Here is a 24094-nt window from a genome sequence, read left to right on the forward strand (position 1 = left end):
CAGTCTAGAGCTGAAGTAAATACCCAATGACCGATTACAAAGCGACTCTGAACCTGCCCCATACCGATTTCCCCATGCGCGGTAACCTGCCGCAGCGGGAGCCGGCCACGCTCAAGCAGTGGCAGGAGGGCAAGCTCTACGAAAAAATCCGCGCGGCCCGCGCCGGACGCGAGCAGTTCATCCTGCACGATGGCCCTCCCTACGCGAACGGTGATATTCACATCGGTCACTCGGTCAACAAAATCCTCAAGGACATCATCGTCAAGTCCAAGACCATGAGCGGCTATGACGCGCCCTATGTGCCGGGCTGGGACTGTCACGGTCTGCCCATCGAACACCGCGTCGAGAAGAAGATCGGCAAGGCGGGCGCCAAAGTCGACCACCGCACTTTCCGTCAGAAGTGCCGCGAGTACGCCGCCAAGCAGGTGGAGGGTCAGAAGAAAGACTTTATCCGTCTGGGGGTGTTCGGTGAGTGGGACAATCCCTACCGCACCATGGATTTCCAGTTCGAGGCGGACATCATCCGTGCCCTCGGCCGCATCGTGAACAACGGCCATCTGGCCCGCGGCTTCAAGCCGGTTTACTGGAGCGTGGTTGGCGCCTCCGCCCTGGCCGAAGCAGAGGTGGAGTATCAGGACAAAACCTCCTTCTCCATCGACGTCTGCTACCCGGTTACCGAAGAGACGGCACTGGCGATTGCCGATGCTGCCGGTGGCCATGCGGGCGATGGTGAGCTGTCAGTGGTCATCTGGACCACCACTCCCTGGACCCTGCCATCCAGTCAGGCGATCTCCGTCAACGGTGAGCTGGAGTATGTGGTGGTACAGGTAGGCGATCGCCGCCTGCTGATGGCCGAAGAGCTGAAAGACGCAGTGCTGGAGCGCGCCGGCCTCGAGGGCAAGGTAGTCGGTCATATCCGCGGCGCAGCCCTGGAGCACCTGAAAGTCCATCACCCGTTCTACGACAAGACTCTGCCCATCGTACTGGGGGATCACGTCACCACCGACGCCGGTACCGGCTGCGTGCACACGGCACCGGACCATGGCCCGGACGATTTCCAGGTGGGCAAGAAATACGGCATTGAGACCCTGAACTACGTCGACGAGAACGGCGTCTACCGCGACAGCGTGCCGCTGTTTGCCGGTGAGCACGTGTACAAGGTGGATGAGAAGATCGTCGAGACCCTGAAAGAGAAGGGCACGCTCTTGCACGAGGGCAAGCTGGTACATAGTTACCCGCATTGCTGGCGCACCAAGACGCCGCTGATCTACCGCGCGACCCCGCAGTGGTTTGTCAGCATGCAGCAGAACGACCTGCTGGATCATGCTCAGAAAGCTGCGGACGAAGTGCAGTGGATCCCCGGTTGGGGCAAGGCCCGCATCGACGCCATGCTGGACGCGAGCCCGGACTGGTGTATCTCTCGCCAGCGTACCTGGGGCGTGCCCATTGCCCTGTTCGTGCACAAAGAGACCCATGAAATCCACCCGGACACTCCGGCACTGATGGACCAGGTTGCCCAGCGTGTCGAGGAGGGAGGTATGGATGTCTGGTTCGACCTGGACCCGGCCGAGCTGCTCGGCGACGAGGCGGACCAGTATCAGAAGGTGACCGATACCCTGGATGTCTGGTTCGACTCCGGCGTGACCCACTATGCGGTGCTGGAGCGCCGTGACGGGCTGCGCTTCCCCGCAGACCTGTATCTGGAAGGTTCTGACCAGCACCGTGGCTGGTTCCAGTCCTCACTGAAGACATCCATCGCCATCAACGACTGCGCGCCTTATAAGCAAGTGCTGACCCACGGCTTCACCGTGGATGCCGAAGGCCGCAAGATGTCCAAATCCATCGGCAACACCGTGGCGCCCCAGGATGTGATCAACAAGCTGGGTGCGGATGTACTGCGCCTGTGGGTCGCGGCCACCGATTTCAGTGGCGAGATGGCGGTCTCCGACGAGATCCTGAAGCGCACCGCTGACTCCTACCGCCGCCTGCGCAACACCGCGCGCTTCTTCCTGTCGAACCTGGCCGGTTTCGATCCGGAAAAAGATTTGCTGCCGGCAGAAGACCTGCTGGCGCTGGATCGCTGGGCGATCGACAAGGCGGCGCGCCTGCAGGACGAGATCATCGCGGCCTACGACAACTACCAGTTCCACCAGATCTACCAGAAGCTGCATAACTTCTGTGTGGTGGAGATGGGCGGTTTCTATCTCGATATCCTCAAGGACCGTCAGTACACCACCCGCGAGGACAGTGTTGCCCGACGCTCTGCGCAAACTGCCCTTTATCATATCGTGCAGGCCTTCACCCGCTGGGTGGCGCCGATTCTGAGCTTTACCGCCGACGAACTATGGCAGTTCATCCCCGGCGAGAAGGGCGAGAGTGTGTTCCTGGAAGAGTGGTACCCACTGGAGAAGCTGCCGGCTGAGGCAGATAAAGGTGCGGAGTTCTGGGCCGAAATCGCGCGGGTCAAAACTGCCGTGAACAAGGTGCTCGAGGAACAGCGCAACGCCGGCCAGATCGGTGGGTCCCTGCAAGCTGCAGTGACCCTGTATGCCGATGACGCCCTGCGGGAGAAACTCTGTGCACTGGAAGACGAGCTGCGTTTTGTATTGATCTGCTCTTCCACTAACGTCCAGCGTCTGAGTGACGCGGCCGGCGCCCACGACACCGAGCTGGAAGGCCTCAAGGTGGATGTGCGCAAGGTGGATCATCCGAAGTGCGCGCGCTGCTGGCACTACCGCGCCGATGTCGGCTCTGTGCCGGAGTACCCGGAGATCTGTGGCCGTTGCGTGGAGAATGTGGCCGGCACCGGTGAGGAACGGCACTATGCCTAAATCGTTTAAGTCTCCTTCTCTGCTTGGCCACCCGTGGCACTGGTACTGGCTGGCGCTGGCGGTAATTGCGCTGGATATCGTCACCAAGGTGTGGGCGGTGGAGCGTTTCATGTACGGCCCGGAACTGCAGATTATTCCCGGCCTGTTGCAGTTTACCTATGCGGAAAACTACGGCGCTGCCTTCAGTTTCCTCGCCGACGCCGGTGGCTGGCAGCGCTGGTTTTTTGGCGCCGTGGCCCTGGGCTTTAGCGCAATGGTGATTGTATGGCTTTGGCGGCTACCGGCGGCCAAGCGTTGGGAGCCAATTGCCCTGGCCCTGATTCTCGGTGGTGCCATCGGCAATCTGTGGGATCGCATCCTGCTGGGCTATGTGCGTGACTTTATTTCTGTTTACTACGGCAGCTGGCACTTCCCCGTGTTTAACGTAGCCGATATGGCCATCAGCATCGGCGCCGCCATGCTGGTGATCGAGTTGCTGTTTTTTGCCGAATCCAAAGACGCTGAGAAAAGCGCAGAAGTTTAGAAAGTATGAGTAACAACGTAATCGGCGAGCACAGCCGCGTCACCCTGCATTTCAGCCTCAAACTGGACGATGGCAGCGAGGTGGATTCCACCTTCAAGGGAGACCCCGCTACTTTCAGTGTCGGCGACGGCAGCCTGCTGCCCGGATTCGAGAAGGCGCTGTTTGGTCTGCAGGCCGGAGATGAGGCGGAGATCGAGATTCCGCCGGAAGCCGGCTTCGGCCAGCGCAATCCTTCCAATCTCCAGAAAGTGCGCCGCGATCACTTCTCCCCGGATCTGGAGCTGGAGCCTGGCCTGGTGGTGTCTTTCGACAACGGCAGCGGCGAACTCCCCGGTGTGATCCGCGAGGTGGGCGACGACGAAGTGACCGTCGACTTCAACCATCCACTGGCAGGCCAGACGCTGAACTTCCACGTAAAAATTATCGAGGTGGCCTCCGTCAACTGAGGGGCTGAGGGTGACCCATGACCTGGGCCCCGAACAAGGTGACAGACTATGCAAATCCGACTGGCAAATCCCCGCGGTTTCTGTGCCGGCGTCGATCGTGCGATCGATATCGTCAATCGCGCCCTCGATGTCTTTGGTGCGCCCATCTATGTTCGCCACGAAGTGGTGCACAACAAATTCGTGGTGGACAGCCTGCGTGAGCGCGGCGCTATCTTCGTGGATGAGCTCTCCGAAGTGCCGGACGACGTGATCGTGATTTTTAGTGCGCACGGTGTTTCCAAGGCCGTGCAGCAGGAAGCCGCCGACCGCGGCCTGCGTGTGTTCGATGCCACCTGTCCGCTGGTGACCAAGGTGCATATGGAAGTGAGCAAATTCAGCAGCGAGGGCAGCGAGTGCATACTCATCGGTCATGCTGGCCACCCGGAGGTGGAGGGCACCATGGGGCAGTACGATGTCAGTGCCGGCGGCTCCATCTATCTGGTCGAGGACGAAGAAGATGTGGCTCGCCTGCAGGTAAAAGACGAGAACAATCTTTCTTTTGTTACCCAGACCACCCTGTCCATGGATGACACTGCCAAAGTGATTGATGCACTGCGCGCACGTTTTCCCGATATCCGCGGTCCGCGCAAAGACGACATCTGCTACGCCACCCAGAACCGCCAGGATGCGGTGCGCCAGCTGGCGCTGGAGAGTGACCTGGTGCTGGTGGTGGGCAGCCCCAACAGCTCTAACTCCAATCGCCTGCGGGAACTGGCGGAGCGCTGCGGTGCTTCGGCCATGCTGATCGATGGCGCCGGTGATATCGATCCGGCGTGGCTGGAAGGCAAGCAGGCTATCGGTATCACCGCCGGTGCGTCCGCTCCTGAAGTTTTGGTTCAGGGCGTCATCGAGCGCTTGCAGCAACTGGGGGCGCAGTTACCAGAAGAGATGTCTGGCCGCGAGGAGAATATTCGTTTCTCGCTGCCAAAAGAGCTGCGTTAGAGAGGTGTTACACGCCCGTTTTCGCCAGGGAAGGTGAAACCCATTCGGAACCATGCCGCGTATTTCTACCCCGCTGTTGGCAATTCCGCCGATCTCCTGGCATCAAACGCCAAACCTCCTGCTATTTTCTTGCCCGCTCGTCTGTTGAGCACGACCTTTGATCCCTCTCGGTAGCATCCTGCGCCAACCTGTATTGCGCCGACGTCGACGCTAACGGTAAAAAAAGGCGTCGTCTAACGACTGCAGGAAGCAACAATAATGATGAATGGATTCAGCAAGCGCGCCGGGTTTACCCTGGTGGAGCTGCTTATCACCGTGGCGATTCTGGCTATCGTAACTGCCCTGGCCGCCCCCTCTTTTAATGACCTTATTCAGCGCAACAAGCGAACCGCTTGTGCGAACGCCCTCGTGGGTGTGCTGCAGCTGGCGCGCAGCGAAGCCGTTCGCGTGGTCGCCCCCGTCACCGTTACCGCGCCTTCCGGCATCGCAGCCGGCGTGACCGTGTACCGCGATCTCGATGGTGGCAGTGATGTTGATCCCGATGAGGTACTTCGGCGGACCAGCAGCTGCAATGGCCCTTCCGTTTCAGTCGCCAGCGGCAGTATCGATTTTTCCTACCTGCCTGACGGTCAGACCAGCATGCCGGGTCTGCTTGAGATCGAGATTTGTGAAGACTCTACGAGTGGTGAGACCGGACGGAAACTGAGTGTCCTGTCTACAGGCGTACTCCAAAGCATGCCGCTCACCTGTAGCTAAGGAGGAAGCCATGAAGGGAATCATGCACAGACAGGATGGCGCAACCATGATCGAGGTGCTGGTGACCATCCTGGTATTGGCCGTCGGTCTCCTCGGCCTTTCCGCCACTCAGGTTATGAGCCTGAAAAATGGCAACAACGCCCACCATCGTTACATGGCTGCACTGGCCGCACATGAAATGGCCGAGCGGATGCGGGCGAACCCGGATGGTCTGGAGCTCGCCAGTTACGACGGCAAAACCGTGGACGGCAGCGAGGCCAGCGTCACATGCAGCAGCTCATGCGGTGCTGCCAATCTTGCCAGTATGGATCTCTACGAGTGGGGACAGGTGATCTCCACCAACCTACCTGCGGGTGAGGGAGAAATTGAGCGGGCCGGGCGAACGGTCACGCTCACTGTGACCTGGAATGAACAGCACACCGGGGAGAATCGCGGCACCGCGGCCGGCGGTACCGAGGAATCCACATTTGAAATGGTGGTGGAGCTTTGAAGATGAACCTACTGGGAAAACAGCGTGGCCTATCGCTGATCGAACTGATGATCGCTTTGCTACTCAGTGCGATGCTGCTCTGGGGGGTGCTGCAAATTTTTGACAGCAATCGCAACACCATGCAGATGCAGACGGCTTTTGCACGGGTGCAGGAGAGTGGCCGCTTTGCCACCGACCTGCTGACCAAGGAGATCCGCATGGCGGACTATTGGGGCTGTGCTCCGGACAAAGACAGCATTCAGAACCATCTCGATACCACCGATCCGGATTACAGCGGTTCTTCAGCGAAGGATCTATACGATCAGATTGGTGCCGACGGTGTCGGTGGTGTTGACAATGCGAGTGGCCTCACCGTCGGTACCGTTGCAGTCCTGGACGGTACGGATACGTTGACTATTCGTGGCGCAGACGATGCCTGCCGCGGCACGGGCCGAATGGTGCCCAGTGTCCAGGCTGCCGCGTTGCACGTCAGCGCACAGTGCGAGGTTGACCCCGGTGATGTCATTCTCCTGACGAATTGTCAGAGTGGCGAATTGATGACAGTCACCTCGGTGCAACACGAGGGCGGCTGCAATACAACTTCCAGCGTGAACAACACCAATAACAGGAAAAAAACAATCACGCACAATACCGGCGCCTGTAATCAGGTCGGTGCAATCGATAACGCCACCAAAGCGCTGCAGCGCCAATATGGCGCCGACGCAAGAATCCTGAAACCTTTCGAGCGTACGTATTTTATTGCCAATAGTGGTGTAACCGGCGAGCCCTCCCTGTATGTCGCCGACACCGGCAATGCCGCCATGGAACTGGTGCCGGGCGTAGAGGATATGCAGATCCTGTATGGCCGCGATGCAGACAATGATGAAGTAGTGGATACCTGGAGTTCTTCCGCGGGCTTGTCTGCAGCGCAGATGGAGCAGGCGGTGGCGATAAAAGTGCAGCTGGTCGCAGCCAGCGATACCAGTGTCCGGGCAGACGATTTGGATGTGACGGATCTGGATGGCGAAACCACCACCTACACGGATGGCAAACTGCGCAAGATCTATCTGACCACTTCAAAAGTGCGCAACCGGGGGAGGCTCTAATGAACACACTGGGGTACTCGCGTTTTTCGGGTCTTTCGCAGCAGCGCGGTGCTGTGCTCGTCATCAGCCTGATTGTCCTGTTGGTATTGACACTAATTGGCGTTTCCGCAGCGCGCACCGTGCTGCTGGAAGAAAAAATGACTTTTGCTTCACGGGACGCGAAAGTGGCCCTGGAGGTGGCGGAGTCATTGGTCAAAGCCGCAGAGTCGGAGATTGAGGAAATGTCAACGACAGGAGATTTTGGGATAACCGCTCATCTTCACCGTGAAGGCGAAGGGCCTGACAGCCTTTTTGACAGCGCAACCTGGGACACCGGCAATTCCGCGTCAAAATCCGTAAGTATGGAGGCGCCGGACGGCACTGCCCTGACCGGCCGTTATTACGTTGAGCTCGCCGGGAATGCCAATAAAGAAGACCCTGCCGACAGCATTACAGTCGGTGGCTACGGACAGACCACCGGTGGTGGTGAGATCAAGGTATTCCGCATTGTCGCCCAGGGGCGGGGTCTGACGGACAGCACTACCAGAATCATTATCAGCCACTACGGAAAGCGCTTCTAGGGAAGAAAAATGAACAACAAGCTGCTCGGGAAATTCGCGCTGAAGCCGCTGCTGTGCGGGATTTTTGGCTTTGGCTTTACTTTCTCAACCTGTGTAAGTGCCGAGCCCCTTACGCTGTCGAACGTGCCTCTGCAGGCTACGGGTAAGGTGGAGCCAAACCTGATGATTCTGATGGACTCATCGGGTTCTATGGCCTATTACCTGGATAGTGCGGAACGAGCTGTCGATCCAAAAGACAGTCGGCTATATATCGCCAAGGAAGCAGGGAAGACAGTGGTTCGGGGCTTGGGTGATCTGCGAGTGGGGCTCGCACAATTCAACGGCGAGGACGGAGCCAAAATATTGCTGGGGTTGCGGAGCATCTCAGAGGATGGTGCTCGCGATGCGCTCTTAACTGAGATTGATAATATCTCTGCTGACGGCTATACGCCATTGGCAGAAGCGCTGACGGATGTCGGTTATTACTTTGTGGAGGGGTTTACCGGAGCTGACGACAAAGTAACAATCCATCCCGGAGAGGTTGATAGTGCGAAAGTGTCTGCAGGTGCAGTTCTGGGTGCCACTAGTAATCCTGGTCCTGTGTATGCAGAAGGCGTTGCCAAACCGACGAGGGATAATCCCGCGATCCAGGAATACTGCCAGGCCAACTTTGTCATGGCACTGACCGATGGCTTGCCAAATAGAGATTCAGCTTATACAGACTATTTAAGAAGCTACGATCCGGATACAGACTCCAATGATGCTGACGCACTAGACGATGTCGCTAAGGCGTTATATGACATTGATTGGCGACCAGAGCTTGACGACCCAAATGACGATGGGCATAAGAACAATATTACCAGCTACTTTATTGGTTTCGCTGATCCTGCGTTGGCAAACAATAGCCTTCTGGAGTCAGCGGGGTTGAACGGTGGGGGCAGTTATCAGTTTGCTGACAATGCGGATTCTCTGGCAACTTCGCTCAACGACGCGGTTAACTCGATCTCGAATTCTGTAGGTACTCAGGCTTCGGTCGCATTTAATTCTACGTCGCTGGATATCGGTTCCGTCATCTATTCTGCAAAATTTGATACCTCTGATTTTAGTGGCCGCCTTTATGCGCGTTCGCTGAACCCGGATACTGGTCGAATCGCCAATACCCTCTGGGAGGCCTCCGAGGAGTTAGCTGATGAGTCCTCATCAACGAGGGAAATCATTACCTACCTGAATGGCAATGGCGTGCCTTTCACAGCCGATAGCGCCGGAGTCGATGCGGATTCGCCGGACTCTCCTCACGAGGACGACCTGAACGTAAACAAAAGCACCGGACTGGATGATGGTGCGTGGACAGGTCGCCTGAATTACGTCCGCGGCGATACCACTAACGATGGTGTTGGGGATTACCGTCAGCGGGGCAATTTCTCAGCACTGGTCGATAATATGACCGGACCCAAGCTGCTCGGTGACATCGTTCACAGCACACCAATTTATGTTGGCAAGCCTGAATTGAACTGGCCGGTTACCTTTGGCGGCAATAATGCAAACGAGTCCTATGAGCAGTACCGTATCGACAATGCAGATCGAACCCCCATGGTCTATGTCGGTGCCAATGACGGTATGCTGCATGGATTCAATGCCAACACGGGTGAGGAAGTCTTTGCTTATATTCCCGCTCTACTGCTGAATAGTGGCCGTCACGAGGGGCTGCATAGCTTTACCGATAGCACCTATCAACATAGTTACTTTGTGGATCTGACTCCTACCGTCTCGGATGTCTATATCGACTCCGACGGCAATGGGAGTGACGAGTGGGCGACAGTACTGGTCGGTGGTTTGCGCGGGGGCGGCCGAGGCTATTTTGCTCTGAATGTTTCCGGTGCGGGCAAGAGTGATGCAAGCGGCACTGTTACCCAGGGGCACCAGTTTGATGAATCAAATGCGGACACTGTCGCCATGTGGGAGTTTGATGGTGCGACTGATGCCGACTACCTCGGCTACTCGTATTCCGAAGCGCAAATCGCCAAACTTAACAATGGCAAGTGGGCGGTAATCTTCGGCAACGGTTACAACAGTGACAATGGCGTTGCCGGTCTGTTCATCGTTTATATCGAGGAGGGTGCCGATGGCAGTTGGGATGCCGGTGACTGGGAGTTTATTTCCACTGGCGTTGGCGCTGTTGGTGAACGCAAGAACGGCTTATCTTCCCCACGCCTGATCGATCTCAACGGTGATCGGATTGTGGACCGCGTCTATGCCGGAGACCTGATGGGTAATGTATGGTCCTTTGATCTTTCGGATCAGGATGGCAATGTCAGCGGAGGTAATGATAGCGCGACATGGGACCGCTATGGGGGCGTTCCCCTGTTTACCGCGGGCAATACTGGCGAATCCAACAACGCGATTCTCTCAGCCCCCCTGGTCGCCCGTAATACCAGTATGGCGCCAGCCGGCAATGGGGCCAATGTGCTGGTGATGTTCGGAACAGGACAATACCTCAATACGGGCGATCTCACTGGCAGCAGCCCGGGGGCCTTTTATGCTGTATGGGATAACGACTACACCCTGACCAATGGTGCAGTGACTGGAGATGACCTGGCGGAGCAGGTGCTGAAACCAGTCGGCACTAATCGGACCATCGATGAAAACTCCAGTGTCGCCGTGGACTGGGGAGTTCACCAGGGCTGGAAGATGGCCCTGGATGACGGCAGTGGGTTTGGCTCCGGTTATGCGGCGGAGCGGGTGATTACATCGCCAACCATACGCCGCAATACCCTGTTTTTCAGTACCATCAGCCCCAACCCCCAGCCATGTGCATCGAGCGGCTCCGGTTATCTGATGAGCCTGGATTTCCGCACCGGTCGTGCCGGCAATGATGCCGTTGCTGACTTCAATAATGATGGTGAAATCAATGCACAGGACGAGGGCTACGTTGGCAAGCAGTTCCAGGCCTGCACGGAGGACTGTGGTGAGGGCGGCGGCTCGGGTGGTGATCCCGGTATGCCCGGCCAGTCCGGTTTTATCGGTGATGTGCGGTGTACCCCGGGTAGTAGCGGTGATGTTATCTGCGATGATATCGACGTGGGTGATGAGGAACGCGAGGGGCGCTTGTCCTGGGAGGAGTTCTCGCCCAGGTAGACTTCCCTCCAGTCTCGGTGGTATCCCGGGTGAAAGCGGCCGGAGCGAGGCCGCTATCCCTACTGCCCCGGCAGTGGTGTCGGGCAATGACTGCAGCGGCAAACGCCGTAATATTGTCAGCAGGGCATAAGTCTGCGGTGATCACCAGTGGCATGTTGGCAGCCGGAATGGGTGGCTATCTTGGCAGGAGGTGACCCCGCGCTAGCGCTGCATCCTTTCAGATAACCGGCCGGGCGATCGCTGTGGGCCCCGGGCAGGCTTCCGGACTCCGCCAGGGTCCATCTGCTTTTGGGCTGGCATCGCAGCCCCGGTGAGATCCGGTTCTCACCGGGCGGGTGGCGATATGCCGCTTGTCGGGAGGAATTCGCCGCTCGTCGGTCTGGCTTTTTAGTCAAATTCATTCCAATTCTCCTCGGTTAGAATCCTTTCCGCCAATCTCTTAAGGACAAGGGCTTGGGCAGCTGTGTCATGTTTCGGAAATGGGTCAACCGCGATGTTAACTTCCCGTGCCAGTCAATCTGGCTTCACCCTGGTTGAGCTGATGATGGTAGTGGCGATCCTCGCCATCGTCATGAGTATCGGGGTTCCTTCATTCAACACCATGATCAAGAACAACCGCCTGACGGCGGCCTCGAATGACGTGGCTGGTGCATTGCACTTTGCCCGTTCTGAGGCTGTGCGCCGCGGGCGTGATGTGCAGGTAGAGGCGCTCGACAACGATATCGCCAATGGCCTGCGTGTCTGGTTCGATGCTGACGGCGATGGCGGCTTTGATGCAGGAGAAGAGCTCCGCGTGGTTCGCCTTCCGGCAGCCTCCGGCTTGGTAATCAAAGGCGAAGTCGACAGTACCGCGAAGACTGATATCGACATGAGCTACAGCCCCCGTGGCGCAGTTAACGGTGGTGGCAACGTGATGGAAATTACTGTCTGCGACGACCGTACTGGCAATCACGGCAAGAAACTCAGGTTGCTGGCCTCCGGGGTGCTGCGCGCCTCTGCCGGTGAAGCTTGTAGTTAAGGAGGCACGATGAAGCAGCAGACTGGCGCGACCATGATTGAGGTGCTGGTGACCATCCTGGTCCTGGCCGTGGGGCTCCTGGGGCTTTCGGCCACCCAGGTCATGAGCCTGAAGAATGGCAATAACGCGCACCACCGCTATATGGCCGCACTTGCAGCCCACGAAATGGCCGAACGCATGCGGGCAAACCCGGATGGCCTCGAGTTGGGAAGTTATGACGGCAAGACAGTGGACGGCAGTGAGACGGCGCCTACCTGTGGTGCGACGCTTTCTTGCTCTGCCGGAGACCTCGCAAATCTGGATCTGTATGACTGGGGTCAGGTCATCGATAGCAACCTGCCGGCAGGGACAGGAGAGATTGCCCGCGCAGGACGCACGGTCACCCTGACAGTGAGCTGGAACGAACAACATACCGGCGCAGACCGGGGCACCGCTGCCGGCGGTACAGAAAACTCCTCTTTTGTGATGGTCGTGGAGCTGTAGAGATGAAGTTACTTGCCAGACAGCGAGGCCTGTCACTGATTGAACTGATGATCGCAATCCTGTTGAGCGCCCTGCTGCTCTGGGGCGTATTGCAGATCTTCGATAGCAACCGCAACACCATGCAAATGCAGACTGCCTTCGCCCGGGTGCAGGAGAGTGGTCGCTTTGCCATGGACCTGATGACCAAGGAAATCCGCATGGCCGATTACTGGGGCTGTGTGCCGGATGAGAGCGCGATCCAAAATCACCTCGATACGAATGATTCCGACTATGCCAATGCGCAGGACCTTTACGACCAGATCGGGGTCGATGGGGTGCTGGGTGAGGATAATGTCAGTGGCCTGACCATCGGAACGGTCAATGTCCTGGACGGAACCGATACCCTCACGCTGCGCGGGGCGGATGATGCCTGCGGTGGCGCAGGGCGCATGGTGCCAAGCATCCAAGCCGCGGCTCTGCATGTCAGCGCTTCATGTGAGGTGGATTCCGGCGATATCGTGTTACTGACCAACTGTCAGAGCGGTGAGCTGATGACAATTACCTCGGTGCAAGGAGAGGGTGGCTGTATCAACTCGGGTGCGGTGAACAACTCTAATGCCGATAAAAAGACCATCACCCACAACACCGGCAACTGTAACCTGAACGGTGCTGTCGATAACGCGACCCAAGCATTGCAGCGGCAGTATGGTGCCGATGCGCGAATCTTGAAGCCCTACGAGCGCACTTACTTTATTGCGGAAGGGACTGGTGGCCCATCACTGTATATCTCCGCAACCGGCACCGGTGTGCAGGAGCTGGTGCCGGGCATCGACGATATGCAAATTCTCTATGGTCGCGATAATGACGGCGATGAAGTGGTAGACGGCTGGACCTCAGCCGCGGGTCTGACTGCGGCACAAATGGAAGAAGCAATCGCGATCAAGATTCAATTGGTGGCTGCCAGTGACAGCGTGGTGCGTGCCGATGACCTGACGGTGACCGATCTCGATGGTGCCGATACCACCTACAGCGACGGCAAGCTGCGTAAGGTTTACCTGAGTACGGCCAAGGTCCGCAATCGGGGGAGAATGTGATGAGAGCACTGTCACAACAGAGAGGTGCAGTCCTGGTTGTCAGCCTGATTGTGTTGCTGGTGTTGACCCTGATCGGCGTCTCGGCCGCGCGCACAGTTTTGCTGGAAGAGAAAATGACCTTTGCTTCACGAGATGCCAAGGTCGCGCTGGAGGTTGCCGAGGCGTTGGTCAGACAGGGTGAGCAGTATATCGATGGTATCTCCACCACCGGTGAGTTCGGCAACCAGAACTGGCTGCACGCCGAGGGCGATGCGCCCGATGACCTGCTGGCAGCTGCCACTTGGAGTGATAACTCATCCAGCAGTTTTGAGGTGCCGATGGAGGATTCCAAGGGCAACCAGCTGTCTGGCCGCATGTACATTGAAATCGCCGGCAATGCCGACAAAGAGGATCCCGCAGATAGTATTACTGTCGGCGGCTACGGCCAGACGACAGGCGGAGGGGAAGTGAAGGTATTCCGCATCATTGCCAGGGGTCAGGGCCTTACCGACAGTACTACTCGAGTGATCGTCAGCCACTACGGCAAGCGCTTCTAGGAAGGATTCATGAACAAAAAAATGCTGAAAAAATTTGCTCTGAAGCCGCTCTTTTACGGTCTGTGCGGTTTTTCTTTTACTTTTTCTACCTGTATCAGTGCCGAGCCCCTGACACTTTCCGATGTTCCTTTGCAGGCCACTGGTAAGGTCGAGCCTAACCTGATGATCCTGATGGACTCCTCCGGTTCCATGGCGTGGTACCTCGATAAGAATGAGGACGCAGTAGATCCCGCCGACAGCCGTCTCTATATCGCCAAGGAAGCCGCGAAAACGGTTGTCCGCGGTATTGGCGATATGCGCGTCGGCCTGGCGCAATTTAATGGAGGTGACGGCGCGACAATCCTGAAGGGGCTCACCAGTATTGGTGGTGAGGGTGTAAGAGACAGCATCATTCAGGAGATTGATCAGATCGATGCTGATGGTACCACCCCGTTGGCGGAGGCCCTTGCTGATATCGGTCGGTATTACATTGAGGGCTATCCGAATCAGACTGTCAGCGTCTATCGCAGCCAGCCCGGGAGAGAGCAGGATGTTTCTGCCAGCGCGATCCTTGATGTAGAGCCGAATTACGCTACTGGCGTGGTCAAGCCCGGTACCGGGGAAAGTGCCTCAATCCAGCAATACTGCCAGAAGAACTTTGTGCTGGCTTTGACTGACGGCTTGCCAAACAATGACTCAGCTCGCAACCAGTATCTGCGTGACTACGACGGTGATGGTAATTCAGAAGATGCCGATGCTCTCGATGATGTGGCCCAGGCCCTCTTCGATATCAACTGGCGTCCTGACCTGGTGGATCTGAATGATCCGGAGCACAAAAACAATATCGTCAGCTACTTCGTTGGTTTTGCCGATCCGGCTCTTGCGGATAATCAGCTGTTGAGGGATGCCGGCAGCCAGGGTGGGGGTAGTTACCAGTTTGCTGACAGTGCCGATAGCCTGGTTTCATCCCTGAATGATGCCGTCAATGCGATTTCAAACTCCATTGGTACTCAGGCCTCTGTCGCATTCAACTCAACCTCCCTGGATATCGGTTCGGTAATTTATTCGGCCAAGTTCGATACCTCTGACTTCAGCGGTCGCCTCTACGCTCGCTCACTGAATCCCGAGACCGGGCGGATCGCTTCCACCCTTTGGGAGGCTTCTGAGAAACTTGCGGATGAAACGTCCTCGACCCGTGAAATCCTCACCTATTTTAATGGCCAGGGTGTTCCTTTGACCGGGGCAAGTTCGGGTGTGGATGGTGATCCAACAGACTCGCCCCATGAAGACGATCTCAATATCAACGACAGCAGTGGTGTTGCCGATGGGACCTGGACTGATCGCCTGAGCTACCTGCGTGGTGATACCACTAATGACGGCCTAAATGGGTATCGTCAGCGAGGTAGCTTCTCCTCACTGCTGGACGGCTTTACCGGTCCCAAGCTGCTGGGCGATATCGTCCACTCCACACCGATCTATGTCGGCAAGCCCGAACTCAACTGGCCTGCCAGCTTTGGCGGCAACAACAACAATGAAAAATACGAACAGTTCAAGATCGATAACACCTCGCGCACACCAATGGTCTACGTAGGTGCGAACGATGGCATGCTGCATGGTTTCAATGCAGAAACCGGTGAGGAAGTTTTCGGCTACGTACCTTCGCTGGTCTTGGACGCCGCCAGGTATGAAGGCTTGCACTCCTTTACCCATAGCGAGTACAGCCACAACTACTATGTCGACCTGACCCCCACGGTTTCGGATGTCTATATCGATCCAAATGGCGGAAATGGTAATCAGGAAGAGTGGATTTCTGTTCTGGTCGGTGGCTTGCGTGGCGGTGGCAAGGGTTACTTTGCCCTGAATGTGACTGACCCCAGCCATCTCAATGAGACTTTCGCCGACGAAGTCGTGATGTGGGAATTTGATGGGGCCGATGATGCCGCCAATCTCGGCCACTCCTACTCCGAGGCGCAGATCGCCAAGCTCAACAATGGAAAGTGGGCTGTCATCTTCGGTAACGGCTACAACAGCGATAGTGGTCAGGCGGGTCTGTTTATTGTCTACATCGAGGATGGTGTCGACGGTAACTGGACTGCCGGTGAGTGGAAGTATATTCCGACAGGGGTTGGTACCGATGGGACCGGGCGAAAGAACGGTCTCTCTTCGCCTCGGCTGATCGACCTGAATGGCGATCGCCTTGTCGACCGTGTGTATGCTGGCGATCTGATGGGTAATATGTGGTCGTTTGACCTGTCTGCTACGGCAGACACGGGCTGGGGCGTCTATGGCAACAAACCGCTGTTCAGTGCCGGAGCGATGGCCGGCCAGCCCTCGGCTGCCATTATGTCAGCGCCGCTGGTAGCCCGTAACACTGCGATTAGTAGTGCTGGTGCAAATGTTCTGGTGATGTTCGGAACCGGGCAGTATCTGAATGCAGGAGACCTTGTTGACGACCAAGCGGGTACTTTCTACGCGGTCTGGGATAATGACTATACCCTGGGCGCCAACTCGGTGGCCGCTGATGACCTGGCCACCCGGGAGCTTACGTTCGACGGCACCGCCCGTAAGATCGATTACGATAGCCTGAATACCGAGACGCTCGATTGGACAACGCATCAAGGCTGGAAGATCATACTGGATACCGGCGATGTGAATGGTTCAGGCTACGCCGGGGAGCGGGTGATTTCCTCGGCCACACTACGCCGTAATACTCTGTTCTTCAGCACGGTAAGCCCCAACCCTCAGCCCTGTGCGTCCAGTGGCCGCGGGTACCTGATGAGCCTCGACTTCCGCACGGGTGAGGCAAACGATGATGCCGTGGCCGACTTCAACAATGACGGCTCCATCGATGCTCAGGATGATGGCTATGTCGGCATGGCTTTTGATGGCTGTGTCGGTGGCGGCTGTGATGAGGACGGCGGTTCCGGCGGTAGTGATCCAGGTATGCCCGGCCAGTCCGGCTTTATCGGCGATGTACGCTGTACTCCGGGGAGCAGCGGCGATGTAATATGTGATGACATCGAAGTGGGCGACGAGGAGCGTGAAGGGCGCTTGGCTTGGGAGGAGTTCTCCCCCAGATAGCGTTGCCGGCATCAGGTATTCAGAGCGCGGGCTGCTGTGGTGGCCCGTTGCAACATGGAAAATGGTAGACATCAAAGATGATAAAAATACAGCGTGGCTTTACCCTGATCGAACTGATGATCGTTGTAGCGATCGTTGCCATCCTCGCGGCTGTTGCCTGGCCGTCGTACCAGAATCAGGTGCGTTCGACTAATCGCGCTGACGCGCAGGGTGCCTTGCTGGGGCTGGCGCAGGCGATGGAGCGGCACTTTACTGAGAATGGTACTTATGAGGGGGCCGCGACTGCTGACGCCGACACTGGGGCGCCGCAGATCTTCCCGACAGAGTCTCCTCTGGATGGTGGTAATAAAACGTATGACCTGCGTATTACTGCAGCAGATGGCTCTTCTTACACGTTACAGGCGCAACCAAAAGGTAGCCAGGCACCTGATGGAATCGTGCAGCTCTCCTCTAGCGGTGAGAAAGTCTGGGATCGTGATAACGACAGTGACCTGACTGAGGCCAGTGATCTCTGCTGGAACAAGACCTGTAGTTAACCTGCCCCAGCTCCTATGGTAGCGGTGCACGACAGGTTTGCGCCGCTGCCATTCTCCACGACGCTATTCCCATCTTTGTCCCTGCCGAAATAGGGGCGTCCCATCGCATTCAGCACGATAATCCAGCCTTGCTGCTCGTTGCCGTCAGGCGGGCAGTAACTGAAATTACCACTCTGGTTTCTCGTCAATCCGTTCGGACGGAACTGCAAATAGGACTTGTTGCCGAAGCTGCTCCAGGTGAGAGACGAACCTGCTGGTAGAGGCTCCATCACTCTCTCAATCTTCTCGTCACTGCTTCGGGAACCATCACCATCGCTATCAACGAAAAGTAGGGCCCCGTCGGCCCAGGCTTCGCTGCAGGTCTGTCGATCTGCGCTGCCGCAGAGTGTGTAGATTTCGCCATGACCATAGGCTTTGCCCCGGCTGAGGGCGATCAGCTCGAAAAGCTTTTGTCGCTGAATTTCGGCCTGGTAGCGTTTGAGAAAATCACTCATCGGTGGTGCGGCGAGAGAGATCACTACACCGAGGATCGTCATCACTAGCATCAGCTCAATTAATGTGAATCCTCGAATATTTTTTATTATTTTTTTCATTATGGAGTCCTCCGTCCGTGAGGGAACTCCAGCATAATCATTCGGGTGCAGAAGCCAATCACACGCGCTTACAGCACGTGCGTATCAGATGTAAGCAGCGGGTGGTTAATCTTCGAGGCCAAGCTTCTTTAGTCGGTAGCGCAGCGACCGAAAACTGATACCCAGCTTCTGCGCGGCAGCAGTGCGGTTCCAGCGGGTTTCCTGCAGCGTACTTTCGATCGTCTGCCGTTCAATGCTCTCCAGGAACTCATCCAGTGAACCGTAGTGGCCGGTTTCAAACTGGCCCCGGTACTGCTCATGGGAGTCAGCGATTGCCTCGGCCCGAGGGGAGCGGCTGACGGGGTTGACTGCGGAAGAGGGGCCGGCATCCTGCTCCAGGTTCAGGTCCTCCTCGCGAATGAGGCCCTCGTCACACAGGGTGAAGGCCCGTTCGAGAATGTTTTCCAGCTGGCGCACATTGCCGGGGAAGCGGTAGCGCTGCAATGCGCCGAGAGCGGCGGGGGCCAACTCTGGTGGAGGCGAGCCTGCGGCGCGAGCGATGCGTCGCAGGATGGTGTCCGCCAGCAGTGGGATATCGCCGGCGCGTTCCCGCAGTGCGGGTACCTGAATCTCGATGACGTTGATACGGTAGTAGAGGTCGTTGCGGAACCGTCCCTCGATGACTTCCTGTGACAGGTCTTTATGGGTGGCGCACAGAATCCGCACGTCCACCGGAACCTCCTGGCCCGCGCCAATGGGACGCACCGCTTTCTCCTGGATGGTTCGCAGCAGTTTGACCTGCATCGGCAGCGGCAGGTCTGCAACTTCATCCAGAAACAGCGTACCGCCGGCGGCGCTCTGGAACAGGCCCGGCTTGTCCCGGTGGGCGCCAGTAAAGCTGCCTTTCTTGTGGCCGAAGAATTCACTCTCCATCAGCTCAGTGGGAATCGCCCCACAGTTGACGGCCACGAATGGTTGCTCGGCCCGGGGACCCTGCAGGTGAATGGAGCGCGCTGCCAGCTCTTTGCCGGAGCCGGACTCGCCACTGATATAAATCGGTGCGTCACTACGGGCCACCTTGGCAATCTGCGCGCGCAGTTTGCGCATCGCAGGCGCCTCGCCCAGCAGAAGACGAGGAGCGGAAGTGGCGCTCTGGTCGTCGCGCTCACGGTTGAGTCGCAATGCCAATTGTACGAGGCCGCGGAGTCGCTCCAGGTCCACCGGCTTGCTGACAAAGTCGAAGGCGCCCAACTTCAGGGCGTTGATGGCGGTATCGGTATTGCCGTGGGCGGTGATGACTGCAATTGGCAGCTGGCCGTCCAGATCTCGCTGGATCCGTTCAACGAGCTCCAGGCCATCCCCGTCGGGCAGGCGCATGTCGGTGAGGCAGAAGTGGTAGCGGTGCTCCGCCAGCAAGCGGCGGGCCTGCTCCAGGGTGGCGGCGGTATGGCAGCGCACATCCATCCGCTGCAGGGTCAGCGTCAGGAGCTCACAGATATCCGGCTCGTCGTCGACGACCAGTGCCAGTGGTTGCATGGTTCCAGTACTTTTATTTTTGCTTCCTGAGATTGCCCGATTATGACAGAGAAGCCGCCGGATTTGGTGGCCTCTGTCGGTTAGTGAACGATGCTTTCCACGGGCGCGAACTCGACCCGGAAGCAGCTCCTGTCGTAGCGGTCGCGGCAGTGGTAGAGGTTGATCTGGTTGGCCTCGCTAAGCTCCCGGGCAATGTAGAGGCCAAGGCCGCTGCCGCCCTGGCCGGTGGTGAAAAATGGCTCGAAGATCTGGTCCATGTGCTCCGGTGGTACCCCTGGCCCCTGATCGCTGATGTCGAGGACTGCGCAGTCTCTTTGCGGGTGCCGGTAGACCTCAAGGCCGAGCCAACGATGTCCGCAATTCTCCCGGGAGTGGTGCAGGGCGTTATTACAGAGGTTGGTAACGATCTGCGCCAGTTGCTGTGCGTCGAATCGAGCCGGGATCTCCTCGTTGGGCATTTCCAGTTCGATAGTGGTGTCTGCCGGCGCCCCAGCGCGGAAGTCGGCCACAAACCGCTCGGTCCATAGACCCAGGTCCAGCAGGCGCGGTTCCGCCGGCTGGCGGCGCGACAGCTGCATCACGTTCTCCACGATCTGGTTCACGCGCAGGCTGTGGCGGCAGATGATATCGACCAGGTGACGGTCCTCGTCGCTGAGCTGGGGTGATTCGGACAGTAACTGGGCGGCGTGACTGATGGCGCCGAGCGGATTGCGGATCTCGTGGGCGATGGAGCCGGTGAGGTGGCCCAGGGAGGCCAGCTTGAGCTTTTGTGCCGCTTCAGCCAGCTTGCGGGTGTCCTCCACAAACAACAATGTGCTATTGCCCTGTTCCCGCGGCAGGTTAGTGAAATTCACGCGCAGTTCACTGCCATTTTCTCCCTGCAGCAGCGGGGTGCCGAGGGACGGATCCTTGCGCCAGTCGCGCACCAGTTTATGCAGTGCATTTTGGCCGTCAGCACCTGCTTGGAGCCGCTCCCCGAGCAACTGTTGCGCTGCACGGTTGACCAGTTCCGGCTTGTTAGAGGGGTCCAGTACCAGTACGCCGGTGCGCATCCGTTCCACGATCTGTTGTGCCAGGCGCTGTAAGTGCGCCGCTTGGCGGCTCTGCTGATCCGCGCGGAGCGTAGCACTGCGAATGCGGCCGGACAGATACTGTAGCGCGCTGACCGTGGCAAACAGCAAAATGCCGAGGCTGCCGGCAGAGACGATGTCCTGGGTGTCGGCAATCCCGGCGAGCAGTCCGTAAAGCTGCTGGCCGATGACCGCCATACTGGCGACGGCGGCAAAGAAAGCCCCCATGCGTCGATCCAGCAGCATCGAACCCACAGAGCAGTTGATCAGTAGCAGGTAACCGAGTCCGGAGTTCAGTCCGCCGCTGGCCTGAATCAGAATCAGGAATGCGAGGATGTCGCAGCCGAGAATGACACCAACCTGGCCGGTACTTGTGCGGTAGTGATTGCGGCTCAGGTAGAGGAGCCAGCCCAGGTTGAGGGCGCAATAGCTCACCACGGTCTTCAGGTAGATGGCCGGGGCAGAATTGCCCACGGCACCGCGACCGAACTCCGAGTTGAAGATGCCGAGCAGTATCAGCGCAATGGCGACCCGGTAATAGGCGTAGATGCGCAACAGCTCATGATGTTGCAGGGTCAGGCCGCTGGCGGCGGGGGCTGTGCTGTTCACAGGGTGAATCCCGGAATTTTTTGTCGTTATTCTGACGGCCGGTGCTGACTTTGTCCGGCTCGCGGTACAATTGCGGTCTGTATGGACCGAGGTGAGAAGATGTCTACTTTGCAGCTAGTGCTGGCACAAATCAATTCCCTGGTGGGGGACATTCCCGGCAATACCGAGCGGGTGATCGATAGCGCCCGCGAGGCCTATCGGAAACACGGTGCCGATCTGGTGGTTTTCCCTGAACTGACGCTTTGCGGATACCCGCCGGAGGATCTGCTGCTACGGCCGAGCATGCAGCGGCGCATCGACGCCGCGCTGGCGCAGCTGAAAGCCGCGGAGCTGCCCTGCGCTGTACTGATTGGTTACCCGCGGGTTGTGGCCGGGGCCGTCTTCAATATGGCGGGGCTGCTGGTAGACGGCGAGCTGGTGGTTGAGTATGCCAAGCAGAAGCTGCCGAACTACCAGGTGTTCGACGAGCTGCGTTACTTCGTCGCCGGTGACAAACCCTGTGTGGTAGATATTGCTGGCATTCCGACGGCCATCACCATTTGCGAGGACATCTGGCATCCGCAGCCTGTGGCCCAGGCTGCGGCAGCGGGCGCAAAGCTGATGCTCAATATCAATGCTTCTCCCTTCCACCGTGGCAAGGCGCAGGAGCGGCTGGAACTGCTCGGGGCGCAGGCACGCGCGGGCAATATGCCCATCGTATACGTCAACTGGGTGGGCGGTCAGGATGAGCTGGTGTTTGACGGTGGTTCCTTCGCCGTCGACAGTCAGGGCAAGCTCGCTGTTCGCGCGCCGGAGTTCACCGAACAGCTGCTGCCTCTCCAGGTGGAGCAGAAGGGCGGGGCGGTGACCCTGCACTCAGGGGCGATTACCCCGGCTCAGGAGGATCTCGCCTCTGTGTACCAGGCACTGGTGCTGGGGGTGCGGGACTACGTTAACAAGAATGGTTTCAACGGCGTCGTCCTGGGCCTTTCTGGCGGCATCGACTCGGCTTTGACTCTGGCCATCGCGGTCGACGCGCTCGGCAAGGAGCGTGTGGAGGCAGTGATGATGCCGTTCCGCTACACCTCCGAGCTGAGCCGCAATGACGCCGCGGATCAGGCCGAGCGCCTCGGCGTCAACTACCGGGTGATCAGTATCGAGCCCATCTTCGATGCCTTTATGGCTGCCCTGGCGAGCGAGTTCGAGGGAATGGCACGGGATACCACCGAGGAAAACCTGCAGGCGCGCTCCCGCGGCGTGCTGTTGATGGCCATCTCCAACAAGAAAGGGGCCATGGTGCTGACCACCGGTAACAAGAGTGAGATGGCGGTGGGCTATGCCACCCTGTATGGCGATATGGTGGGGGGCTACAACGCCCTGAAAGATGTGCCGAAGACGCTGGTCTATGCCCTCTCCCGTTACCGGAATACCCTCTCCGAAGTGATTCCGGAGACCGTGATTACCCGGCCACCCAGCGCCGAGCTGGCACCGGACCAGGTGGACTCCGACAGCCTGCCGGATTACGACGTGCTGGACCAGATCCTGAATCTGTATGTGGACCAGGATATGAGCGCAGCCGATATCGTGGCCGCGGGCTTCGAGCGTGAGGTGGTCGAGCGGGTGGTCCGGTTGGTGGACCGCAATGAATACAAGCGCCGCCAGTCGGCGGTCGGGGTGCGTATCTCCCGCCGTGGCTTCGGTCGCGATCGGCGCTACCCGATCACCAATGGCTGGAAGGCCGGGGAGTGATTTTCTGAGAACAATAAAAAACGGCGCCATCAGGCGCCGTTTTTTATTGTTGGTGCGGGAGCGGGGTTACATCAGCTCCGGCGGTAGAGGCGCATCTTCGCGGCGGTATTCCACATTGTACTGATCCCGGCTGTCGAAGCCGCGGGGGTCAGACTTCTCGAACAGGCCCAGCGTCAGACGGTGCACGATGCTGCGGCCGCTGGCGCCCTTGTAATAGTTGTAGTTGAAGCTGCCGTCATTGCGAAATGCCGGGTGATCCGGATAGTTGGCCTGCAGGACGGTCAGGGAGTTGGCCTCCAGGTCGGGCATTTCCAGCAGGTGGTAGCCCTGTACCATCACGGCCAGCGCATCCGGTACGGCCGGGGTCTGCTGGAAGTTTTCCACTACATAGCGGCCGCGGTTGGTGGCGGCCAGATAAGCGCCGCGCTTGAAGTAATAGTTGGCCACATGAATCTCGTAGCGGGCCAGCAGGTTGCGCAGGTGGATCATGCGCTTTTGCGCATCCGGTGCGTAGCGGCTCTCGGGGAATCGGGCCATCAGCTGGGCAAAGTAGGCAAATGACTCGCGGGCGGAGCCCGGGTCGCGGCGCGTCATATCGGTCGGCAGGAAGCGCTCAAACAGCCCGGTGCCTTCGGTGAATGAGGCCAGGCCTTTCATGTAGTAGGCATAATCCACATTGCGGTGCTGGGGGTGCAGGCGGATGAAGCGGTCCGCAGAGGCGATGGCGGCATCGTTCTCATAGTTGCGGTAGTAGGCGTAGATCAGTTCCAGCTGTGCCTGTTCCGCGTAGCTGCCGAAGGGGAAGTTGTCTTCCAGGGCGCGCAGGTTCTTGATCGCCAGGTCCCACTGGCTGGAACGCAGCTGACGCTGGGCGGCTTCGTAGAAAGCCTGCTCGGTGCGGCTGCCGGAAGGCAGGCCCTCTTCTGACTCGTCGGTACTGGCACAGGCGACCACGATTGCGGACATCACCACCAACCACAGGGTTTTCCAGGCCTGCATAGTGCCTCGCTCTATCATTATTACTCTCTACCTTATTAAACTACGCGCCATCCGTTCATCCCGGGGCGGCCCGACATTTAACCACAGT

20 protein-coding genes are annotated in these 24094 nt (G+C 58.1%); 16 read left to right on the plus strand and 4 right to left on the minus strand.

Going from position 1 to position 24094, the window contains the following annotated elements; all coding sequences use genetic code 11:
- Nucleotides 1-26: 26 nt before the first annotated feature.
- The 15 genes from ileS to AUP74_RS07150 all read left to right on the plus strand — a co-directional run bounded on the left by ileS (nt 27) and on the right by AUP74_RS07150 (nt 17492).
- Nucleotides 27-2831 (plus strand): isoleucine--tRNA ligase, encoded by a 2805-nt coding sequence (gene ileS, locus AUP74_RS07080; RefSeq protein ID WP_069946963.1) that lies wholly within the window; start codon nt 27-29, stop codon nt 2829-2831.
- Nucleotides 2824-3354: a signal peptidase II gene (lspA, locus tag AUP74_RS07085; RefSeq protein ID WP_069946964.1), complete on the plus strand. Its 531-nt coding sequence runs from the start codon at nt 2824-2826 to the stop codon at nt 3352-3354. The genes ileS and lspA overlap by 8 nt, the downstream gene beginning before the upstream one ends.
- 5 nt (nt 3355-3359) lie before the next feature.
- Nucleotides 3360-3800 carry an FKBP-type peptidyl-prolyl cis-trans isomerase gene (locus AUP74_RS07090; RefSeq protein WP_069946965.1) on the plus strand — a complete coding sequence of 147 codons (441 nt, stop codon included), beginning with the start codon at nt 3360-3362 and terminating at the stop codon, nt 3798-3800.
- 48 nt (nt 3801-3848) lie between these two features.
- Nucleotides 3849-4781, plus strand: coding sequence for a 4-hydroxy-3-methylbut-2-enyl diphosphate reductase (gene ispH, locus AUP74_RS07095; RefSeq protein ID WP_069946966.1), 933 nt, complete (start codon nt 3849-3851; stop codon nt 4779-4781).
- A gap of 258 nt (nt 4782-5039) precedes the next feature.
- Complete coding sequence (locus AUP74_RS07100) at nt 5040-5537, plus strand: GspH/FimT family pseudopilin (protein ID WP_069946967.1); 498 nt, start codon at nt 5040-5042, stop codon at nt 5535-5537.
- Nucleotides 5538-5547: 10 nt separating this feature from the next.
- On the plus strand, nt 5548-6027 hold the full coding sequence (pilV, locus tag AUP74_RS07105; protein ID WP_069946968.1) for a type IV pilus modification protein PilV: 480 nt from the start codon (nt 5548-5550) through the stop codon (nt 6025-6027).
- Nucleotides 6028-6029: 2 nt separating this feature from the next.
- Nucleotides 6030-7112, plus strand: a complete 1083-nt coding sequence (locus tag AUP74_RS07110) for a PilW family protein (protein ID WP_069946969.1) — start codon at nt 6030-6032, stop codon at nt 7110-7112.
- Nucleotides 7112-7672 (plus strand): pilus assembly PilX family protein, encoded by a 561-nt coding sequence (locus AUP74_RS07115; protein WP_069946970.1) that lies wholly within the window; start codon nt 7112-7114, stop codon nt 7670-7672. Before AUP74_RS07110 ends, AUP74_RS07115 begins: the two co-directional genes overlap by 1 nt.
- Nucleotides 7673-7681: 9 nt before the next feature.
- Nucleotides 7682-10786 carry a PilC/PilY family type IV pilus protein gene (locus AUP74_RS07120; RefSeq protein ID WP_069946971.1) on the plus strand — a complete coding sequence of 1035 codons (3105 nt, stop codon included), beginning with the start codon at nt 7682-7684 and terminating at the stop codon, nt 10784-10786.
- 493 nt (nt 10787-11279) lie between these two features.
- Nucleotides 11280-11804, plus strand: a complete 525-nt coding sequence (locus AUP74_RS07125; RefSeq protein ID WP_069946972.1) for a GspH/FimT family pseudopilin — start codon at nt 11280-11282, stop codon at nt 11802-11804.
- A 9-nt stretch (nt 11805-11813) separates the two neighbouring features.
- A complete protein-coding gene (pilV, locus tag AUP74_RS07130) occupies nt 11814-12287 on the plus strand; it encodes a type IV pilus modification protein PilV (RefSeq protein WP_069946973.1) in 474 nt (157 codons plus the stop codon).
- Between the two features lie 2 nt (nt 12288-12289).
- Entirely contained in the window at nt 12290-13360 is a 1071-nt protein-coding gene (locus tag AUP74_RS07135; RefSeq protein WP_069946974.1) for a PilW family protein, read from the plus strand.
- Nucleotides 13360-13896 carry a pilus assembly PilX family protein gene (locus AUP74_RS07140; RefSeq protein WP_069946975.1) on the plus strand — a complete coding sequence of 179 codons (537 nt, stop codon included), beginning with the start codon at nt 13360-13362 and terminating at the stop codon, nt 13894-13896. Before AUP74_RS07135 ends, AUP74_RS07140 begins: the two co-directional genes overlap by 1 nt.
- A 9-nt stretch (nt 13897-13905) precedes the next feature.
- Nucleotides 13906-16956 carry a PilC/PilY family type IV pilus protein gene (locus AUP74_RS07145; RefSeq protein WP_069946976.1) on the plus strand — a complete coding sequence of 1017 codons (3051 nt, stop codon included), beginning with the start codon at nt 13906-13908 and terminating at the stop codon, nt 16954-16956.
- Nucleotides 16957-17033: 77 nt separating this feature from the next.
- Entirely contained in the window at nt 17034-17492 is a 459-nt protein-coding gene (locus AUP74_RS07150) for a type IV pilin protein (RefSeq protein ID WP_069946977.1), read from the plus strand.
- Here the strand turns inward: AUP74_RS07150 and AUP74_RS07155 are convergent.
- The 3 genes from AUP74_RS07155 to AUP74_RS07165 all read right to left on the minus strand — a co-directional run bounded on the left by AUP74_RS07155 (nt 17489) and on the right by AUP74_RS07165 (nt 21279).
- Entirely contained in the window at nt 17489-18085 is a 597-nt protein-coding gene (locus AUP74_RS07155; protein ID WP_069946978.1) for a GspH/FimT family pseudopilin, read from the minus strand. The two genes, AUP74_RS07150 and AUP74_RS07155, sit on opposite strands and share 4 nt — an antisense overlap.
- Nucleotides 18086-18190: 105 nt before the next feature.
- Complete coding sequence (locus tag AUP74_RS07160) at nt 18191-19600, minus strand: sigma-54-dependent transcriptional regulator (protein ID WP_069946979.1); 1410 nt, start codon at nt 19598-19600, stop codon at nt 18191-18193.
- Nucleotides 19601-19680: 80 nt separating this feature from the next.
- Nucleotides 19681-21279, minus strand: a complete 1599-nt coding sequence (locus AUP74_RS07165) for a two-component system sensor histidine kinase NtrB (RefSeq protein ID WP_069946980.1) — start codon at nt 21277-21279, stop codon at nt 19681-19683.
- A 99-nt stretch (nt 21280-21378) separates the two neighbouring features.
- Between AUP74_RS07165 and AUP74_RS07170 the strand changes: the two genes are divergently transcribed.
- Nucleotides 21379-23007 (plus strand): NAD+ synthase, encoded by a 1629-nt coding sequence (locus tag AUP74_RS07170; protein WP_069948750.1) that lies wholly within the window; start codon nt 21379-21381, stop codon nt 23005-23007.
- Nucleotides 23008-23073: 66 nt separating this feature from the next.
- Here the strand turns inward: AUP74_RS07170 and AUP74_RS07175 are convergent, their stop codons facing one another.
- Nucleotides 23074-24006, minus strand: coding sequence for an outer membrane protein assembly factor BamD (locus AUP74_RS07175; protein ID WP_145924338.1), 933 nt, complete (start codon nt 24004-24006; stop codon nt 23074-23076).
- Nucleotides 24007-24094: the final 88 nt, after the last annotated feature.

The sequence above is a fragment of the Microbulbifer aggregans genome, assembly GCF_001750105.1.
GTDB classification, from domain to species: Bacteria; Pseudomonadota; Gammaproteobacteria; order Pseudomonadales; family Cellvibrionaceae; genus Microbulbifer; species Microbulbifer aggregans.

Excerpts from the sequence above, each read along its gene's own strand:
- ileS (WP_069946963.1), top strand. The coding sequence starts at position 27 with ATGACCGATTACAAAGCGACTCTGAACCTGCCCCATACCGATTTCCCC.
- lspA (WP_069946964.1), top strand. The coding sequence starts at position 2,824 with ATGCCTAAATCGTTTAAGTCTCCTTCTCTGCTTGGCCACCCGTGGCAC.
- AUP74_RS07090 (WP_069946965.1), top strand. The coding sequence starts at position 3,360 with ATGAGTAACAACGTAATCGGCGAGCACAGCCGCGTCACCCTGCATTTC.
- ispH (WP_069946966.1), top strand. The coding sequence starts at position 3,849 with ATGCAAATCCGACTGGCAAATCCCCGCGGTTTCTGTGCCGGCGTCGAT.
- AUP74_RS07100 (WP_069946967.1), top strand. The coding sequence starts at position 5,040 with ATGATGAATGGATTCAGCAAGCGCGCCGGGTTTACCCTGGTGGAGCTG.
- pilV (WP_069946968.1), top strand. The coding sequence starts at position 5,548 with ATGAAGGGAATCATGCACAGACAGGATGGCGCAACCATGATCGAGGTG.
- AUP74_RS07110 (WP_069946969.1), top strand. The coding sequence starts at position 6,030 with ATGAACCTACTGGGAAAACAGCGTGGCCTATCGCTGATCGAACTGATG.
- AUP74_RS07115 (WP_069946970.1), top strand. The coding sequence starts at position 7,112 with ATGAACACACTGGGGTACTCGCGTTTTTCGGGTCTTTCGCAGCAGCGC.
- AUP74_RS07120 (WP_069946971.1), top strand. The coding sequence starts at position 7,682 with ATGAACAACAAGCTGCTCGGGAAATTCGCGCTGAAGCCGCTGCTGTGC.
- AUP74_RS07125 (WP_069946972.1), top strand. The coding sequence starts at position 11,280 with ATGTTAACTTCCCGTGCCAGTCAATCTGGCTTCACCCTGGTTGAGCTG.
- pilV (WP_069946973.1), top strand. The coding sequence starts at position 11,814 with ATGAAGCAGCAGACTGGCGCGACCATGATTGAGGTGCTGGTGACCATC.
- AUP74_RS07135 (WP_069946974.1), top strand. The coding sequence starts at position 12,290 with ATGAAGTTACTTGCCAGACAGCGAGGCCTGTCACTGATTGAACTGATG.
- AUP74_RS07140 (WP_069946975.1), top strand. The coding sequence starts at position 13,360 with ATGAGAGCACTGTCACAACAGAGAGGTGCAGTCCTGGTTGTCAGCCTG.
- AUP74_RS07145 (WP_069946976.1), top strand. The coding sequence starts at position 13,906 with ATGAACAAAAAAATGCTGAAAAAATTTGCTCTGAAGCCGCTCTTTTAC.
- AUP74_RS07150 (WP_069946977.1), top strand. The coding sequence starts at position 17,034 with ATGATAAAAATACAGCGTGGCTTTACCCTGATCGAACTGATGATCGTT.
- AUP74_RS07155 (WP_069946978.1), bottom strand. The coding sequence starts at position 18,085 with ATGAAAAAAATAATAAAAAATATTCGAGGATTCACATTAATTGAGCTG.
- AUP74_RS07160 (WP_069946979.1), bottom strand. The coding sequence starts at position 19,600 with ATGCAACCACTGGCACTGGTCGTCGACGACGAGCCGGATATCTGTGAG.
- AUP74_RS07170 (WP_069948750.1), top strand. The coding sequence starts at position 21,379 with ATGTCTACTTTGCAGCTAGTGCTGGCACAAATCAATTCCCTGGTGGGG.
- AUP74_RS07175 (WP_145924338.1), bottom strand. The coding sequence starts at position 24,006 with ATGCAGGCCTGGAAAACCCTGTGGTTGGTGGTGATGTCCGCAATCGTG.